Origin of the sequence: Paenibacillus sp. FSL K6-2859 (assembly GCF_038008265.1) — a bacterium.
Classification (GTDB): domain Bacteria; phylum Bacillota; class Bacilli; order Paenibacillales; family Paenibacillaceae; genus Paenibacillus_AQ; species Paenibacillus_AQ nitricinens.
This window is the reverse complement of record NZ_JBBOYU010000001.1, coordinates 5,704,295-5,722,357: the sequence shown is the minus strand read 5'-3', so window position 1 is coordinate 5,722,357 and position 18,063 is coordinate 5,704,295. Positions and strand designations below refer to the sequence as shown.

Here is an 18,063-nt window from a genome sequence, read left to right as displayed (position 1 = left end):
ATGTACCGGGAAATTGAAGTGAATGACTTTCTACCAATCTTATTGGAGCAGTTGAAATTCTGTGAGAGTATACTGGATATCGGCAGCGGCACCGGTACCCTGCTTGAACGGTATGAAGCCGCAGTTGTCCTGGGACTAGAAATTCACAGACCTTACCTGCTGCATCGTGAATATAAATCACCTCACATCATTCCAGTGCATGGGGATGCTAGTCATATGGATAAATTATTTCTTCCTAAGACGTTCTCGGCAGTCACTTTTATCGATTCCATAGAACATTTTGAAAGGAAGGAAGGACAGAGATTACTCGGGATGGCCGAGAGAATCGCCTATAATCGTGTAGTCGTGTTTACACCTCGGGGTTTTTTTCCGCAGGAGGGAACGGACCATTATCACTTGCAAGGAGAACATTATCAAAAGCATCGGAGCGGATGGGAGCCGGAGGACTTTATGGAGCTGGGGTATGCTGTAACTGTACTTAAAGGCTTTCATCATGCTCAAAATCCATCGTTTCGTGAGGCGTATGGTGAAGGCCATGCTCCGGTAGATGCTTTATTAGCTTGTAAAACAGTATAAAGAGCGAGCTTCAGGTGAAGGAGGTGAGCGCATGAGTGAAGAACCTAAAGTGTCGGTGATCATTCCTTTTTATAACTGTCCATATGTGGATCTCGCCATCCAAAGCGTCTTGGAACAAAGTTATTCGAACATAGAGATCATTGTAATCGATGATGGATCTACGCTTTGGATGGAGAAGCTTGAGCCCTTCAGAGATAAGATTAGTTATATACGAAAAAGCAATGGAGGAACCGCCTCCGCACTAAACAAAGGGATAGAAGTGGCTACTGGAACTTATTTTGCTTGGCTAAGTGCTGACGATCTATTTCATCCGAATAAAATCAAACACCAGATGCAAATGCTCAAGAGCACAGGGACTTTGTTTAATTATACTGCCTATTATTATATAAACGAGCAGGGTGAGCGGATTTCCGAGACGATAAGTATGATTTTTAACAGCAGGGCCCATTTTATTGAGACTATGATGTTGGGCTGCCCGGTAAATGGAAGTACTGTTCTTCTCCATATGGGGATCTTCTGTGCAGTTGGGAAATTTAATGAGAAATTGTTGTATACACAAGATTATGATCTATGGTTGCGTATTTTGCCGTATTATTCATGGTCTTATATAGAGGAACCGCTGCTTGATTACCGAGTTCATAATGAAATGGGCTCAGTGATTCACAAAGAGGAGCAGAAAAAGGAGATTGAGCAGGTACAAGCAAGACATCGCCGGGTTCTATCACGCTTGTTGCAAAAGGAGAGAGGGAAATGAAATTAATATTTCCTGTTCTAACTCTAACTAGAGGCGGGGCGCAGCGTATGCTCACGGAGCTGGCTAATCGTCTGACAGAAATGGGTCATGAAGTGACGATCCTCTTACCCAGCGATGGTGTCGTAGAATACGAGATGAAATGTAAACTGATCTATGCAAAAGAAGGAGAACTGGCAGCAAGCGATTTTCCTGCAGGAGATGTGATTATCTCCAACTTCTATACCACAGTCGAGGTATCACAGCAGGCAAGTGAAGAGGGGAAAGGTATTCATGTTCGATTGGCGCTTTGTTATGAGCCTACCTTTTTACCTGACAATAGCCGTTCTTTTTCATCGTATAATATTGCACCTAACCTACTCGTTCTATCACACTGGCAACAAGGAATTGTCCAGATGAACCATGGGATTAAAGGGAGAATCGTGCCGATCGGAGTAGGTCCTGTTTTTAAAAATACGAAAATCCGTGATCGTAATAAAAGGCTGGTAATTTCCGCGATTATGCGAAAACCAGAGGGCGGATTCTCAGCTCACCGTGAGCAGGATTATTTACTTCAGCAATTAAACAAGGTTAAAGCCTACCATCCAGAGGTCGAAATATATTTAATTTCTCCTCCAGGAGAACAAGCGGAATCTACAACGCTACAAGCCCTAGTGAACGACGAACGTTACCAAATAAGAACTCCAGCGAATGATACAGAACTTTGTTTCCACTATAGTGAGAGCGATATTTTTGTAAGTTCGAGCACGTATGATACAGGTTCGTTACCAGGGATCGAGGCCATGCGTTGTGGTGCAGCACTCGTTACGGTTTACGCCGGCGGGAATAAGGAATATTGTACACATGGTCATAACTGCTTAATGTCCTACCGATTTGAGAATCGGCTTGCAGATGACATTATAACCTTAATCAGAGACCCGTCTTTACGGCAACGATTGGCTCGTAAGGGGGAAGAGGTTTCACAGGAGTTCACTTGGGAAAAAAGTACACGAATATTTCAAAATATGTTATTTGAGATTGTATCAAGAAATCCATCTTAGTATGTCCCAAAATTATAAAGAACCTTCAAATCCACATAAAGTGGTTTGAAGGTTCTTTTGCAGTTAAAAGATGGCAAAGGAGTTCATCATTTCACGAAAAGACTGCGCATATTTTTCCGTACCGTAACGTGAAACCATATAAATTCTTCCTTGCTGACGGAGTGCATTTCGCAGTGATATATTGTTCATTAGCTCTAGCCCTTCATTGACGGCCGTTTGTATGTTGCCAAGAGGATAAAATTTACCTGAAATATTATGCACAATAAAAGATCTAACGCCGTCGGAATCCGTGCTAAGCACGGGACAAGTACAGCAAATGGCTTCCGCAACGGCATATCCAAATCCCTCTGTAACAGAAGTGGATAACAGGAACCCTCCAGAATTAGCTATGGAGGAATAATAAATCGGCATCACATGGTTAGGGATGTTGGTAAAGGTACTTAGACGGTCGTTCAGACCTAACCTATGCAATTCTTCTTGGAAGAGCTGCTTTTGATCCTCTGTGGCTAATTCAGGATCATGAAACATCCATAGATGAAGGTTTGGTTTGTGAAGGCGAATTTGATGGGCAATTTTCAAATATTCCCGCCAATTTTTGTTGCTTTCCAGACGCCCGACCCAAGCGATGACCGGATCAGCCGGAGGATCGGCAGGGATATGCTGAAAGGACTGAACATCAACAATATTGGGAATGACATACCGATGTAGCCATGGACAGATTTCAATAAACAGCTCCAGTAAATGATCCGTTGGTGGGATTAAGACTGCGTTACAGTAGGAGCGGAAATAAGGGATAGCGTCTTTGATTAGATCTTCCGCATGACTCCGTTTTCCAAGTCCTTGAGATTCGTATATCAAAATACCGCCATAACCGAGCTCGCGCAGACGCTTAAGCAATAAATAATCGGATGTAACAATAATGGCATCATAGTTATGTGTCTCAAGAACTTCTTTAATCTCCTCATCTAAAGAGGAAATGAAGACCGGAAAGTTAGCCTTATTCTGGCTTCCTGAACCAGGCATTAGATATAAAACATGACATTCGATCCCATTCCGCTGGAGACTCTCGCACCGCAGCTTATTTAAAGTTTCCACCCCGCCACTCGGTATATAAAACGTGAATAAAACTTTCATGCACGTGCCTCCTGACTTTTGCGGAGCAATACCGACTTCGTTGAAATACGGCTTACTGTTTATAAGATACGCCGATGTGCTTTCGCAGGTGACGGTAAACAGACATAGTTCCAAATCCTTTCAGGATAGCTTGTTCTTCGGAAGGTCATGCTAACGACTGTTACGCTGCACACATACAACAATAGAGATGGAGGATGAATTCATGATGCGATCCAAGATCAGCATGTCAGTCTCAGCCGCATTACTTCTAGGCTTGGTGAGTATTACAGGGTGTGGGACGAACACGGCAGAAAAGACTAATGTGCAAACTAATAGTGTCCGTGGGGTAAATGACGGACGTATCGGTGTAAACTCCGTACGCGGAGGAACAATGGGTACGCATAATATTACTAAAATGGAGGTCAGTCAGGAGCTTGCTGATCGTATTGCTGCTATGCCTGAAGTTCGTACAGCGAACGTAATGCTTGCAGGTAAAAATGCGTATGTCGCCGTAACGTTACATGATACAACTACTGGTCTTCGGGCCAAAGGTACTACATCGTATCGAGCCAAATCATCTACAGTTCCACACAATTATGGACCGACTGGAGTAATGTCGGGAAGAGTGAAAATAGGGCGCGATGGAATGAATGATACAGGGGCCGTAACGAATGGAACGAACGGAGCTCTGAAAGGCACTGTGAATACCGTCCCTGGTACAACAAGCACTGGAACTGCAACACTTGGCATGGGTACTCACAGAAATGGAACAACCGGAATGGGAAGTCTGGGAACAGGTACAGGTACTGGGACAACGGGGACCAGAACCCATACTTATAATAATGGACCTCTGCTGAATAGCAACGGTTCGAAACGTGATGTCAATATGGGAATGGGCATTGGTAATGGAATGGGCATGGGAACTAGAAATTCTACCGGAACCGGAACCGGATCAGGGATGACAGATGGTTTGGGGACTGGAATGGGTATTCGCAGTATCACTCCAAACTACACCAATAGTACTCATGGTACGAATTATAGAAGTAATTCAACTCACATGAACGGTACTCATTCGACTCACATGAACAATACAAATAACACGATGAATATGAAAGAAACAGATACGGTTACTAAAGAAATTAAAGCGAAAATCGCTGCTGAAGTTAAAAAACATGATGCAACAATTAAGGATGTATATGTATCAGCAAACCCAGACTTTGTAGAGCGTGTTAACGTTTATGCAGAAGAGGCCCGTGCGGGTCATCCGATCAAGGGCTTTGTGGATGAATTCCGAACGATGGTTGAGCGAATTTTTCCAACGCGTAATTATTAATCAATAGTTCGATTTTATAAACAAAAAAAGCAACAGTCCTCTCCTTTGTGGCGAGAATTGTTGCTTTTTTATTATATAGCCACCTTATTAAATGGTAATTGGGCGACCGCCAATCCATACGCCTCGCAAATTCAATTCAGCGTCAAGACGCAGGATATCACCGCGTTTTCCGGCTTCCAAGGTACCGATGGAACGCTCCATTCCAATGGATATCGCCGGAGTAAGGCTTGCAGCATGGGAGGCCTCTTCTAGGGTGAGCCCTACTTCCTGTATGAGATAACGGAAGCCACGAATCATGGTAAGTGTACTACCCGCCAAAGCGGCAGGGTTATCTTTAAGTGTTGCGATGCCATCTTGAACTAGCACAGGTAAATCACCGATCGTATATTCACCATCACTTAGACCTGTTGCAGACATGGCGTCTGTAATCAATAACAAATTGTTATCTTTTTTTAGATTAGCCACTAGAGAAATCGCTGCAGGATGAACATGTATGCCATCGGCGATGATCTCCGCACGTATGCGTTTATCGAATAGTACAGAACCAGCAGCTCCAGGCTTGCGGTGATGTAGTGGTGTCATTGCATTAAACATATGCACGGCTTGATTTAATCCGGCATCTGCCGCAGCTATAACCTCTTCAAAGGAAGCATCGGTGTGACCAAGAGCCGCGGTAATACCATGCTTACGTAGCCAGAGGATAGCTTCTAGTGCACCTTCACGTTCCGGAGCCAATGTGACTTGCCGGATCAGGCCTGGATAATCATCCTCCCATTGTTCCAGCCACTCAATATTAGCCAGAACAATATGCTCAGGATTCTGAGCTCCAGACCATTTCGGGCTGATGAACGGTCCTTCCAAATGCATGCCCACGATTTGTGTGTATGGCATCTCAGTGGCGCGATATGCGTTTATTTCAGCAAAGACTTGGTCAATGGCTGGCTTAGAAGCAGTCATAGTTGTAGCCAGCATGGTAGTTGTTCCCTGGGAGCTGTGAAATTTAGTGATGGTATTTAAAGATTCAGCATCACTATACATAAAGTCGTGGCCAGCTCCACCATGTACATGCACATCCACAAATCCAGGGATAAGCAGGTCTTCCGAAGCTTGACCACTAGCAGGCCAGTGAGCGTAAATCTCTGGAAGCCATGCTGCCTCGCCGGCATAATGAATCTGCTCACCAGATACTGCAATTACGCCATGCTTAATTAATCCTTGGGGGGTTAGCACCTTACCAAACAGTAATTTTCCTAGCGCTTCGTTTATTTCAGCCATTTTCCTGCTCCTTCATCTACAAGGACAATTACATTCGGATGGCTTTGCAGTAAAGATGCAGGGCACTGGGTAGTAATCGGACCTTCAACGGCATTCCGGATGGCTTCAGCTTTGCCGGCACCACGTACTAACAATAGAATCTGGCGAGCTTTCAGAATGTCGCCGATGCCCATAGTGACTGCTTGCCGTGGTACATCGTCCAAAGAGTCGAAGAATCTGGCATTTGCTTCCAGTGTGTCTTCAAGCAAATCAACGACATGTGTTTTGCTGCTCAGATTAGCATCTGGTTCATTGAAACCAATATGCCCGTTGCTTCCAATCCCAAGGATCTGCAAGTCAACCGGTCCGTTCTCTTCCAGCATTTTGTCGTATGCGCGGCACTCCGCTTCCATATCTGCAGCATTGCCGTTAGGGATATGTGTCTGCCCTGGGTCAATATCAATATGATTGAATAATTGCTCGTTCATGAAACTGCGATAGCTTTGCGGATGATCAACAGGAAGTCCGACATACTCATCAAGATTGAAGGAAGAAGCTTTCGAGAAGCTTACAAGTCCTTTTTGGTGCATTTCAACCAATTTGGCATAAACACCAACTGGGGAACTCCCGGTCGCTAGACCGAGCACCGCTTTTGGATTGCTTTGAAGCAGGCTGGCAATTAGATTCGCACCCGTTTGTACAAAATCTTCATCACTGTTGAACTTAAGAATATTCATTAAGATTGACCTCCTCGTTTGTTTCGGTAATGTTGGACATTCAAATAAGATTGCTCCAGTCTAGGAATAAAATCCCCAAAACGGGTGCTGACCATTCCAGTAAACAAAATATCAATGATGTGTAGCTGGGCAATTCGTGAGGCCATATCTCCTCGGCGCATTCCTTTTTCCAGAGAAGAGGAGAACAGTGGAATATCAGCCAGAGTTGCCAAGGGGCTGCTGCCGTAAGAGGTTAAAGCGATTGTGCTTGCTCCGCTGGCTTTGGCACAAGTTAAAGCATCAATGGTCTCTGGGGTTTCCCCGGAATACGATACTGCGAATACGACATCGCCTTCAGAGAGCGAAGAGGCAGATGTAATCTGCATATGGGAATCGGCGAAAGCGGTGCAATTCACGCCAATGCGGATCAGCTTCTGATAGAAATCCTGTGCAACAATGGAGGAAGTTGCCATGCCGTAAAGATCCACTCGCCTTGCTTGGCACAATAAATTAACGGCTGCTTGTAATCGTTCCAGATCTAGGAGTGAAGTCGTATCCCGAATGGAGGTCAGGTGGTTCGTTTGCATCGCTTCCACAATAACGGAAAGCGGATTACCTGCAACGATATCTTGATAAGAAGAACCGCCATCCTGAGGCGCTGCATCGCTATGAGCAATTTCAGCTGCCAGCTTTACTTTGAAATCTGGGAAGCCTTTAAAATGCAGAACCTTACAAAAACGTGTGATAGTAGCAGGACTAATACCGCATTGCTCTGCGAGTTCTGTGATGCCCATATGAACGATTTCACCTGGCGAAGACAGGATCCGTTCCGCCAGCTTGCGCTCCATTTGGGATAGCTTGGACTTTTCATGCTCAAGTGCATATAAAATTGGGGACATCCATTCACCTCGACTTATAATGTAGCTTTTTAAAATTATTTTTAAAATTATTTATTAAAATAAGAAAATTATTTTCATATTCAGAATAAAACAAAATCTAACCGGATGCAAGGGGTAAAAATGAATACAATAAGGATAATATGCGAGAATTATTAGTCTCTCTTCTATTTAAATAAAAACGGCCCACTCACAGAAGACTGCGAGGTGGACCGTTTTTGAACAATAACTGAATCGAGCTATACCGTAGAACGTTCAATAATGCGATACTCAAGCTTACGGTGTACAGGATGACTATCATTATTTTGGATCTGATTATAGATGATCCGAAAAGCTGTAACACCCATTTCAGGTAACTGGTTATCTATGGTGGTGAGACCTAAAGTTCGTCCGATCGGCTGGTCGTCAAATCCGATGACCGCCAGATCTTCAGGAATACGGATTCCGTTCTTCCACGCTTCGATGATCAGACCGGCTGCCACATGATCGCCTGATATAATCAGGGCATTGGGTCGCTTCTTCATTTTCAGCAGTTGGTGCAATACACGACCGCCATCCTCTTCATTCATACAGTCATACATCATCCATTCTTCATGAAAAGGCTGTCCGGTAGCGGCTAGAAAGTCACTAAAGGCAATTTGCCGGATGGAACTACTGCTGCCGTGCTGCCTGCCTTCACAGTAACCGATCTGTTGGTACCCCTTGTCACTCAAGTACTGCAGGCCGGAACGAAAAGCAGAATAATGCTCAATATACACGGAAGAGAAGCGGCATTCGCCTCTATCTTGGCAGATGACTATCGGGCCATATGCTGTATATTCTTCAATGACTTCTGAGCTCATTCTCGTAGATACAATTACCACGCCGTCAATTTCTTTGTTGCGCAGCATCTCCAGTACCTTGAGCTCTTCTTCATGACGATAATTGGTCTGGCACAGAATGAGTCGGTAATGCGCTAGCAGCGCTTCTTGGGCTAAGCCTCCAATAATTACAGAGAAATAAAAAAGGTTGATGTTAGGGATAATAACCGCAATGGCTTGGGTACGGCCGGTAATTAGATGTACGGCGTTCATATTACGCGTGTAGTTTAATTTTTCAATGGTATTTAGGACAATGGTTCTTTTGGCTTCACTTACATAAGGATGATTATTGAGTACTCGCGAGACCGTTGTCACGGAAACACCAGCCATACGGGCGATTTCTTTTATATTAGCCATTCGAGAACAACAGCCTCCCTTTGATGCTTTTGTGTTGTATATAGTCTTTTTATTCTATTATATCGTCCGTAAATTACATCGCAAATAAAAAGCTTGCTATGGAATCCATTTCATAAATTAGACTGTAGTTGCAAGAGATTACCGGACTAAACCGGCGTAACCTAACGGGCGTGACGGACCGGTATCATCTAGTTTCATTTCTAATATAAAGGCCATAGGATCGGCTTCATTTAAAATCTACAAAAAACGGTTATCATCGTTAAAGATGACAACCGTTTTTCTTTGTAGCTATACAGTTTGTGACGCTTTTGGTGCTCTATTGCGCAGTATCTCCCACACAATAAATGCAAGGACAAGCAGCTGAGGCACTAAAGTTTCCCAAGTTGGATACATCCCCAGCCAGCTAATAGAAGGTAACCCATCCTGTACATGTGCGGGTAGTTTCCCTGCGACTTGAAGGGAGTGAATGCTCTCTCCAAGAAAGCGGAATACTAAATAGTAAATAAGAAGTGTAGCTGTACGGAAGAAGGCGGCAATCGGCAATTTCGCACTTAAGGCAATAATTGCGTAACCTACAATTCCTAGAATCACTAGAGCACTACCGATCCCTAGCAGCAATTGAGACAATTTAATGGAAGGGGCCATCCCTACATAAAAAATGGTGGTTTCTGCTCCTTCACGTAAAATCGCAAGCGCTGCTACGGAGGACAAAGACCAAAGATTGCCCTTTGCTAATGCTCCATCCACTTGCCGTCCAACATAGTTATTCCAATTTGCGGTATTTGATTTACTATGCAGCCAGCGTCCAATGGTAAGCATCATAATGACGGCTACAAGACCTGTGATGCCTTCAATCATCTCGCGTGCTCCACCAGAAGCTGCGCGGGAAATGGTATAGGTGAGTATAACGGCTAATGCGATACTTGCTACAAGTCCTACAGCTGCGCCAGACCAAATCCATTTCTGTGCTTTTGTGTTGCCATCACGCTTCAGGTAGGCAAGAAGGGCAGACAATACGAGGATCGCTTCCAGTCCTTCACGCAGAAGAATTAGCGCAGCATCCCAAGCGTTATAGGTTGTCTCACCAGCCAAAGGAGTCAGCTCAGTGACCATATTATCCATGATCTTTAAGGCTTGATCTAGCTTAGGTGGATTAGAGAGCAGGTAGCCAGTGACTGCTGCACTTTCGTTCTCAATATTGGTATAGACCGCTGGAGATGCAATCTGTACTTGTCCTTCAGCAGAAGGCCAATCTACGATGAATTGCTCCATGATATTAGCTGCTTCTGCGCTGTTTCCTGCTTTGGCAGTGGAAGAAGCTTTGTTGAGATGGCTGATCAATCCTTCAATAGATGCTGGTTTACCGGAAGTATCTCCAGCATCTATTGCTTTGCCTTCACTGTAATCGGCAAGCAGCTGATACAAGGCTTCGGCTTCTGATTTCGCCGACTCCTCGCGGAGCGGTTCTGCCTGCAGCGCGATGCGCAGCAGGCTAATCTTCGTCTCCAGCAAGCTGTAGACGGCGGAATTATCGGCCCGGATGTTGCGCTCTGCCGGCTTCCATCCGCTGACGATGTCGCGGTACGCTGCCGCTGCCGCGTTCCAGTCGGCGCTGCGCACCGCATCCCGCGTGCGCTCCGCTGCGGGCAACAGTTTCGCCGCCGTCTCTTGGCCGGCGGCTCCGGTGTCACCGCCGTCCGTGCCGGTGGCGGCGGTGACATACGCGTCCACGCTTCTTGCGAGCGTGGACAGTGCCGTTTTGGCGGGCGCACCATCGCCCGCCGCAAGGGCCGCCGCCGCGTCTGCAAGCGCGGCGTCAACGGCGGCAGCCGGACCGGCAAGTGCCGGGTCCGGCGTGTTCGCGTTCGCGGTGCGCCACAGCGCTGCGAACGCTTCTACATCGGCGGCGGCCGCGTCCCAGCGGCTCTGGCCGGCTTCGACGAGCGCGCTGCCGACAGGCGGCAGCAGCTCGTCGACCGGGCCATCACCCTCCGCCCCCGCCGGGTTAGATAGCATCAGTATACATATGATGCTAAACAGAATCAGTCCGGCTGCCTTCGATAGCAGCCGTTTATTAAGAGAGTACATCGGGATAATCCCCTTTCAATAATGGACAGGAAAATTTGATTGGAAAAAGGGCTGACTTAGCCTAAAAGTGCTTCCCCGATGTAGCCGCCTTTACGAATACCTGGGAAGCAGGCAAATACCGCACTGCCTGTATGAGTCATATATTCGTTTAGCCGATCACTCTTGGAGAGACGCTGCTGGATCGCAACAAATTGCTTCATTAAATCCCGTTGAAAACTAATGAATAATAATCCTGCATCGAGCTGACCCGTTGCGGCATCTAATCCGCTGGAAATGGAGTAGGAGCGGCGCAGCATTTTAACTGTGCCGTCACCATGTGCTAAGGCAGAGTGTGAATCCGGCGGGATAATAGGCTTCCCGGAAGCATCAGCGGCTTTAAGATTCAGATCATCGAATTCATCCTTTGCACCGATAGGCGCTCCGTTATGACGATAACGGCCGAAGGTGGCTTCTTGATCGCTTAGAGAGGAACGGTCCCAGACCTCAATTCGAAAACGTACACGGCGAACTGCCATATAAGTGCCGCCGCTCAACCATGAAGGACCGTCACTGCTATTGTTCCAGACCACTTCGTTCATTACTGCTTCATTCGTAGTATCAGGATTACCCGTACCATCTTTGAAACCCAGAAGATTACGAGGCGTCGTCCCTTTAGGATCAGCTGTACCTGTGCGCTGGAAGCCTTCCTGTGTCCAACGGAGTACGGCTGTGCCACGGGCAATACGTGCCAGATTTCGGATGGCATGGAAGGCCACCTGCAGATCATCAGCACATGCTTGGACACAAATATCTCCACCACACCACTTAGGATCCAGGCTGTCTCCCGTAAATGCTGGAAGGTCGGCTAATAGGGTTGGACGCTTGGAAGATAAACCGAATCTGTTGTCAAAAAAAGAAGGGCCGACACCAAAGGTAAGCGTACAGCGTGAAGGGTTTAAACCATCCACTTCACCTGTATCGGAGGGTGGGAGATTAGGGTTGTCATTGACGTCGCCAATGAGGCTGCCAGTAGTAAGAGAAGCTGCGGCAGTTGTCCATGCTTGCATTAGCTTTTTTACATCGGATAGCTTCGTTGTGGTCAGATCAAAGGCTGCGAAGTAAATGAAATTCTGCGCAGGGGTTAGAATGCCGGCCTGATGACTCCCGTAAAAAGGAATGGAATCAGCATCGGAGGCTACTGTTGGCTCAGCTACGGCATTGCGCGCAGCCATAATTCCACCAACACCTCCACCCCCTAATAATAGACCAAGGCTAGTGGCGCCAGTAAGCCGCAGCATATCGCGGCGGCTTAGTTTTTTATCTAATATAAGATTGCTCTTGGTTTCTTCATTTATAGGGGCACCCTCTGCATTTGCTGGTAAACCGGTAGATCTATTTTGCTTATTCATGATGATCACACTCCTAGAATAGTTCCCATGTTGGACAATGGCTCAGCCAAGGCATCCAAATTCTGACTCAACTTACGGACATCTTCTTCCTTCAGCTCTTCATAGGAAACATATCCATCTCCAGATTTGAAAGGAGCAAGCTCAGCTTGCAAAGCTGCAAACCGTTCACCAATCGTTTTTTCCAGCTCAGCATCTTTTTTCGCCAGTTCTGGCTTTAACAGCTCGTATATCTTTTGGGCACCTTCAACATTAGCGACGAAATCATACAGATCTGTGTGGGAGTAACGTTCTTCCTCACCTGTTACTTTAGAAGAAGAAACTTCATTTAGCAGTTCTACAGCACCAGTAACGAGCAGATTGGCGTCGATTTCTACGGTCTCTACTTTTGCACGTAGAAGCTGGGCATCTTTCAATAATTGGTCAGCAACTTCGGTCATATCTTTGGTTGTGTTATCCTGCCAGAGTGCCTTTTCAAGCTTATGGAAGCCGCGCCATTCAGCAGCATCTACGTCATTCTCGCGGGCATCAATATTCGGATCCAAATCACCAAGTGCTTCTGCAATCGGCTCAATTCGCTCATAATACATGCGGGCTGGCGCATAAAGTGCCTTTGCATCCTCAATTTTTGCTTCTTTAACTGCGTTCGTGAAATTTTCTGTTTGCTTTACAAATTCATCACATTGCTCGATGACGTATGTACGATATTGTTCAACCGCTGATGTAAAGTCGGCAGTAGTTGCTGTAGTGGTATCAGATGTATTTGTTACCTTGGTACTGTTAGCAGCATTTGCAGAGTTATTATTGCTAGTGTTGCTATTACTGTTATTGTTGTTACTGGCACACCCGGTAAATAGTATGGAGGCTGCAAGTAGACCTGCAGGCACGGCATATGTGAATTTCATTGAATGAAGCACCCCTTTTTTATATGTGAATGATAATCGTTATCATTTATGCTGGACTTATCATAAGTCCGTATACATTTACTGTCAATATAAAAATGTGATGTATTTCATAGTTATATTTTGCACGACAAAAAAAATCCCGGGACTGGGAGTTGAGTTTGTAGAAATATATCTAATTATATACGGGAATTAGCAAGTAACATTTCGTTTGATTTGATCATTTATTTGCACGTACGAAGTAGCTATCGGACACGTCATCTGGGTCTGCAAGCATCAGAAGGAAATGACGAATACACTGTAGGAGCGGCAGTTCACGACCAACAACACAAAACAGCGATTCTCCAATAATGGATGAATCGCTGCTCTGTGCTGCGAACAATTTTTATAATTAACCAGAACGTCTCATTTATAGGAAAAAGCTACTTATTCGACAGCGCCATTCTGTGTCGTCTTTATTTTATTGTTCATTATGGGATTCATGTTCCGTAGAGGGTTGATTTTTGAATACTTCTGCGGCTTCCTCAGCAGAAAATTCCGGTTCGAATTTACCGACTAGTGGCAATTTGTTTAATTTCGTAGTTTGTACCTCTGCCTTAGTAGGTTGATTATTTTTCGAGTTGCTCATACTTACACCTCCTTTTAATAAGAAACAACAAGTTGTAGTTTGCCCTGTAAGGAGATGATTCTATCCAAGAGAATTTCAAGTTTTGCGGCTGAATGTCCTACTAAAGCGGTGTAATAAGCTTCGGATGGTTAAGCCCATTTTGTAGTTATGACAGCACCATTAACTTCATCAATACATAATATGTTTTGACTGTATCCCTTTACCTTGTTATACCAAACAAACCCAGGGCAAGGAGGGGTGACACCATTGAAGGGGAACGAACACCACAGCAAATTTCTGTTGACTCATCGTGAGCGCGAAGTTTTTGAGCTTCTCGTGCAGGACAAAACGACTCGTGATATCGCTGGTTTATTATTTATCAGCGAAAAAACAGTTCGGAACCACATCTCCAATGTAATGCAAAAACTAAACGTTAAAGGCCGTTCACAAGCGGTTGTCGAGCTGATCAAGCTTGGGGAGCTGAAAATATAGCTGGCCATGTCTTCGGAAGTGACGCGTTTAAGCCTTCTCCACCTCTAGGGGTGAGGGAAGGTTTTTTGTTGTCGTTCTTGAATAATGATATTTCCTTAAGCCAATTATATCCTGCGGAAAGACTTTGCTATTTTGAAGATTTAGATTGCGGAATATTAAATTTGACTACAGTTTATGGATTGACGGATATTGGGAATGGTTGTAAAATCATCTTAAAGTTAAAACCTTTAAACTTTTGAAATCATTTTGATACTTTCGATAAAGGTGAAACTGACATTCAATGTTCGATTCTCAGTCAGGATGTAGTTTTGGCGAGAAGAGTTAGTCCTTTTTTATTTCCTTAAAAGTTATAACGTTTAAACTATTGAACTTGGAGGCATAGAAGCTTAGATGAACATTCATGATGTAGCCAAAAAGTCGGGGCTCTCTGTAGTGACCGTATCCAGAGTTATTAACAATTCACCTTCTGTGCGTGAAGGCAATAGGCGGAAAGTGCTGAGTGCTATGGAGGAGTTAAATTATCAGCCCAATTCAGCGGCGCGGAGTCTCGTGCGTGGTAAGACGGGAGTCATCGGTATGTCGATTACCAACTTTAACGACTCCTTCTATGACCGCGTGATTCGCGTGGTGAACCGGAAGCTGGCAGAACAAGGTTATTTCTTGGCCCTGTCGATAGCCGAGAATGAGGATGAAGGCGTTAACTTCCTGTTTCAGAAGGACCGCGTTGACGGGATTATCCTGTTATCTCCGCTTGAGGAAAAAGAATATGTGGAGGAGCTGAAAAGAAAAAATATTCCGTTTGTCTTGCTGGATAACCAGCTCCAGCATGAGGATGTTCCCAGTGTTGTCGTCGATAACTATCAAGGGGGGTATGAAGCTACCAAGCACTTGATTGGTCTTGGACACACCCAGATTGCCTACATCGGTGGCCCTTCGGTGTTCCTGAGTGTAGCGGAGCGCAAGCGGGGTTATGTACAGGCGCTGGATGAATCGGGGCTAACGCCCTTCGGCACGGAATATTGCGGATTTACAGTAAGTAGCGGTTATGAGGTGGCAAAGAGATGGATTCGTGAAGATAAGCTGCCGACAGCCATTTTTTCCGGAGACGATTTTATTGCACTCGGTGTTGTTCAAGCCCTGCGTGAGGAAGGAATTCTGGTACCTCAGGATATTTCAGTGGTTGGCTTTGATGATCAGCAGTTCGTAGGTGAATTTTATCCCCGATTGACGACAGTCAGACAACCTGAGGCGCAAATGGGCAGCATTGGTGTTGATTTGCTGATGAAATTAATCAATGGGGAGGTGATGCCTGCTGGTGTAACGAAGCTCGCTCCTCAGCTTCTCGTGCGTGAATCCACCGCATCTGTAAGGTTAACCTAAATATTAGGAGTGAAACGAACTGTGAAGTACTTTTTGGGAGTCGATGCAGGGGGCAGCAAAACTTATGCAATGATTGCAAATGAACAGGGATCGGTCATTGGTGCAGGCAGGGGAGGGAACGGGAATCATCAAAATAATCGTGAGCAGGCGGAGAACAGTTTGCAACAGGCTGTATCGGAAGCGATTCTGGCGTCAGGACTGACAAAGGATCAGTTGGAGTATTCCTGGTTTGGCCTGGCTGGAGCGGATAGAGAATCCGATTTTCAAATTTTACGACCCATCATCAGCAGACTTGGCCTTCCCCGAACTGAGATTTCCTGCGATACCTGGATTGCCCTGCGATCAGGTACAGAGAGTCATTATGGGATCGTGCTGATCTGCGGCTCGGGAGTGAACTGCGCCGGTAAAAATCCGCGAGGCGTTACATATCAATGTGGTGGATTTGGCTATCGGTTCGGTGATTACGGCGGCGGCTATGATCTAAGTATTGAGGTATTCCGTAGCGTTCTTCGGGCAGATGATGGAAGAGAGAAAGAGACTGTCTTAAGCGAACGCTTAATTCATTTGCTGGGCTATTCCAGTGTTTCGGAGTTAAGGGAGGATTACCTGGATCATTCGAGAGACTTGCCTCCCCAGATTGCTGAGCTGCTGTTTCAAGCGGCAGATGAAGGAGACCAGGTTGCCACCCTACTGCTGACCAAGCAAGGGGATGAGCTCGGTTTGGCAGCGGTCTCGACAATCCGCCATTTGGCTATGGAGGAGGATTCCTTTGACATCGTACTTGCAGGCAGCTTATTGACCAAGGGGGATCGCTCAGGCATCATCCGGCGGGCCATTGAACAGAGTGTGAAGCATTCGGCTCCAAATGGCACTTTAAAGATTCTAACCCGGGAACCGGTTGTAGGCGCGGTCGTTCTGGCAATGGAAAGCAGCGGTATGCGTGTGAATCAGGAGGTTCTTGATCGTCTATCACTGGGTAAGGAGGGGCTATTATTATGAAGGAGACTTTGAAGCTCGTTGTCATCGGAGCGGGTTCATCATATACGCCTGAGCTTATTGAAGGCATCATCATGCATCATAAAGAGCTTCCCATCCGCGAAGTATGGCTGGTGGATATTGAGGCGGGAAGGGAGAAGCTGCATACGATTGCGGAACTAAGCAAGCGTATGATTGCTGAGTCCGGACTGCCAATTACCGTGGACCAGACGCTTGAGCGGAGGGAGGCCATCGCCGGAGCAGACTTTATCTGCACTCAAATCCGGGTAGGTATGCTGGAAGCGCGAAAGTGGGATGAATTAATTCCGCTTCAATACGATGTCATCGGTCAGGAGACGACGGGTCCTGGAGGGATGATGAAAGGTCTACGGACCATTCCGGTCATTCTGGATATTTGCAAGGACATTGAGGAGCTAGCTCCGGATGCCTGGTTGCTGAATTTTACGAATCCGGCTGGTATGGTGACTGAAGCTGTTCACAAATATTCATCGGTAAAAAGCGTAGGCCTGTGCAACTCGCCGATCGGTTTTCAAAAGTGGCTCTCTGAGTTTTTCGGACTTCCTATGGAGAAGATCTACGCTGAGTTTGTCGGCATCAACCATCTGCACTGGGTATCCGATATCGTAATTGACGGTAAAAGCAAGCTACAGGAGCTCATTGATTACCCCCAGAACTACAAGGCGAGCAATGTGCCGTTTGATTCCTGGGACCACCGGTTTCTGAATGCTTTGAAAGCCATCCCTTCTTATTACCTTAGCTATTACTACATGACGGACGCGATGCTTGCGGAACAGAAGGAAGCAGCAGCAACGACCGGATCGCGCGCTGAGGTAGTGAAGAAGGTGGAGGAAGAGCTGTTTGAGCTGTACCGGAACGTAGAGCTTAAGGAGAAGCCAAAGCAACTGGAGCAGCGTGGTGGAGCCTATTACTCGGAGGCGGCAGTGCTGCTGATGCGCTCCATTTATAATGATTCCCGCGATATCCAGACGTTGAATGTGAGGAATAACGGAATGATTGACTTCTTGCCGGACGATGCCTCCATTGAGGTGAACTGTGTGGTAACCAAACAAGGTCCGCTGCCGATTCCGCTGCGCAAAATTCCGCAGCCCGTCAAAGGCCTGCTGGCCGCGGTCAAGCAATACGAGAGCCTCACCATCGAGGCGGCTGTGCACGGAGACCGGGATATGGCCCTGCAGGCTACGGTTCATCATCCGCTCGTGCCCTCGGTCACTGTAGCTGAACAGCTGCTGGATGAAATGCTGGAGAAGAACAAAGCGTTTTTGCCGTTGTTTCACTAGAATCGTCCAGAGGAGGAAA

General features: G+C 46.1%; 17 protein-coding genes. 8 read left to right on the top strand and 9 right to left on the bottom strand.

Features of this window, described 5'->3' with window-relative positions:
* The 3 genes from MHB64_RS25530 to MHB64_RS25520 are packed head-to-tail and all read left to right on the top strand — an operon-like array spanning nt 1 to nt 2,367.
* Nucleotides 1–576 (top strand): class I SAM-dependent methyltransferase, encoded by a 576-nt coding sequence (locus tag MHB64_RS25530; protein WP_076285980.1) that lies wholly within the window; start codon nt 1–3, stop codon nt 574–576.
* 31 nt (nt 577–607) lie between these two features.
* On the top strand, nt 608–1,330 hold the full coding sequence (locus MHB64_RS25525) for a glycosyltransferase (RefSeq protein WP_094872664.1): 723 nt from the start codon (nt 608–610) through the stop codon (nt 1,328–1,330).
* Complete coding sequence (locus MHB64_RS25520; protein WP_094872662.1) at nt 1,327–2,367, top strand: glycosyltransferase family 4 protein; 1,041 nt, start codon at nt 1,327–1,329, stop codon at nt 2,365–2,367. The genes MHB64_RS25525 and MHB64_RS25520 overlap by 4 nt, the downstream gene beginning before the upstream one ends.
* A 63-nt stretch (nt 2,368–2,430) precedes the next feature.
* Here MHB64_RS25520 and MHB64_RS25515 read toward each other — a convergent pair whose 3' ends face one another.
* Complete coding sequence (locus tag MHB64_RS25515) at nt 2,431–3,501, bottom strand: glycosyltransferase family 4 protein (RefSeq protein ID WP_341135655.1); 1,071 nt, start codon at nt 3,499–3,501, stop codon at nt 2,431–2,433.
* 202 nt (nt 3,502–3,703) lie between these two features.
* Here MHB64_RS25515 and MHB64_RS25510 point away from each other — a divergent pair, with 202 nt between their 5' ends.
* Entirely contained in the window at nt 3,704–4,813 is a 1,110-nt protein-coding gene (locus MHB64_RS25510; protein ID WP_341135654.1) for a YhcN/YlaJ family sporulation lipoprotein, read from the top strand.
* A gap of 87 nt (nt 4,814–4,900) precedes the next feature.
* Here MHB64_RS25510 and nagA read toward each other — a convergent pair whose 3' ends face one another.
* The 8 genes from nagA to MHB64_RS25470 form a co-directional block, all read right to left on the bottom strand.
* On the bottom strand, nt 4,901–6,088 hold the full coding sequence (nagA, locus tag MHB64_RS25505; RefSeq protein WP_341135653.1) for an N-acetylglucosamine-6-phosphate deacetylase: 1,188 nt from the start codon (nt 6,086–6,088) through the stop codon (nt 4,901–4,903).
* Nucleotides 6,076–6,804, bottom strand: coding sequence for a glucosamine-6-phosphate deaminase (nagB, locus tag MHB64_RS25500; RefSeq protein WP_094872656.1), 729 nt, complete (start codon nt 6,802–6,804; stop codon nt 6,076–6,078). Before nagB ends, nagA begins: the two co-directional genes overlap by 13 nt.
* Nucleotides 6,804–7,682, bottom strand: coding sequence for a MurR/RpiR family transcriptional regulator (locus MHB64_RS25495; RefSeq protein ID WP_094872654.1), 879 nt, complete (start codon nt 7,680–7,682; stop codon nt 6,804–6,806). The genes nagB and MHB64_RS25495 overlap by 1 nt, the downstream gene beginning before the upstream one ends.
* A 236-nt stretch (nt 7,683–7,918) precedes the next feature.
* Entirely contained in the window at nt 7,919–8,896 is a 978-nt protein-coding gene (locus tag MHB64_RS25490; protein WP_341135652.1) for a LacI family DNA-binding transcriptional regulator, read from the bottom strand.
* Nucleotides 8,897–9,184: 288 nt separating this feature from the next.
* A complete protein-coding gene (locus MHB64_RS25485; protein ID WP_341135651.1) occupies nt 9,185–10,984 on the bottom strand; it encodes an FTR1 family iron permease in 1,800 nt (599 codons plus the stop codon).
* A gap of 56 nt (nt 10,985–11,040) precedes the next feature.
* Nucleotides 11,041–12,372, bottom strand: coding sequence for an iron uptake transporter deferrochelatase/peroxidase subunit (gene efeB, locus MHB64_RS25480; protein WP_341135650.1), 1,332 nt, complete (start codon nt 12,370–12,372; stop codon nt 11,041–11,043).
* Between the two features lie 5 nt (nt 12,373–12,377).
* Nucleotides 12,378–13,274, bottom strand: a complete 897-nt coding sequence (gene efeO, locus MHB64_RS25475) for an iron uptake system protein EfeO (protein ID WP_341135649.1) — start codon at nt 13,272–13,274, stop codon at nt 12,378–12,380.
* Nucleotides 13,275–13,731: 457 nt separating this feature from the next.
* Nucleotides 13,732–13,899, bottom strand: a complete 168-nt coding sequence (locus tag MHB64_RS25470; protein ID WP_179281690.1) for a hypothetical protein — start codon at nt 13,897–13,899, stop codon at nt 13,732–13,734.
* Nucleotides 13,900–14,145: 246 nt separating this feature from the next.
* Here MHB64_RS25470 and MHB64_RS25465 point away from each other — a divergent pair, with 246 nt between their 5' ends.
* The 4 genes from MHB64_RS25465 to MHB64_RS25450 all read left to right on the top strand — a co-directional run bounded on the left by MHB64_RS25465 (nt 14,146) and on the right by MHB64_RS25450 (nt 18,044).
* Nucleotides 14,146–14,370 carry a helix-turn-helix domain-containing protein gene (locus MHB64_RS25465; RefSeq protein ID WP_019908812.1) on the top strand — a complete coding sequence of 75 codons (225 nt, stop codon included), beginning with the start codon at nt 14,146–14,148 and terminating at the stop codon, nt 14,368–14,370.
* A 390-nt stretch (nt 14,371–14,760) separates the two neighbouring features.
* On the top strand, nt 14,761–15,750 hold the full coding sequence (locus tag MHB64_RS25460) for a LacI family DNA-binding transcriptional regulator (RefSeq protein ID WP_341135648.1): 990 nt from the start codon (nt 14,761–14,763) through the stop codon (nt 15,748–15,750).
* A 21-nt stretch (nt 15,751–15,771) separates the two neighbouring features.
* On the top strand, nt 15,772–16,749 hold the full coding sequence (locus tag MHB64_RS25455) for an N-acetylglucosamine kinase (RefSeq protein ID WP_341135647.1): 978 nt from the start codon (nt 15,772–15,774) through the stop codon (nt 16,747–16,749).
* Nucleotides 16,746–18,044, top strand: coding sequence for a 6-phospho-beta-glucosidase (locus MHB64_RS25450; protein WP_341135646.1), 1,299 nt, complete (start codon nt 16,746–16,748; stop codon nt 18,042–18,044). Before MHB64_RS25455 ends, MHB64_RS25450 begins: the two co-directional genes overlap by 4 nt.
* Nucleotides 18,045–18,063 lie beyond the last annotated feature (19 nt).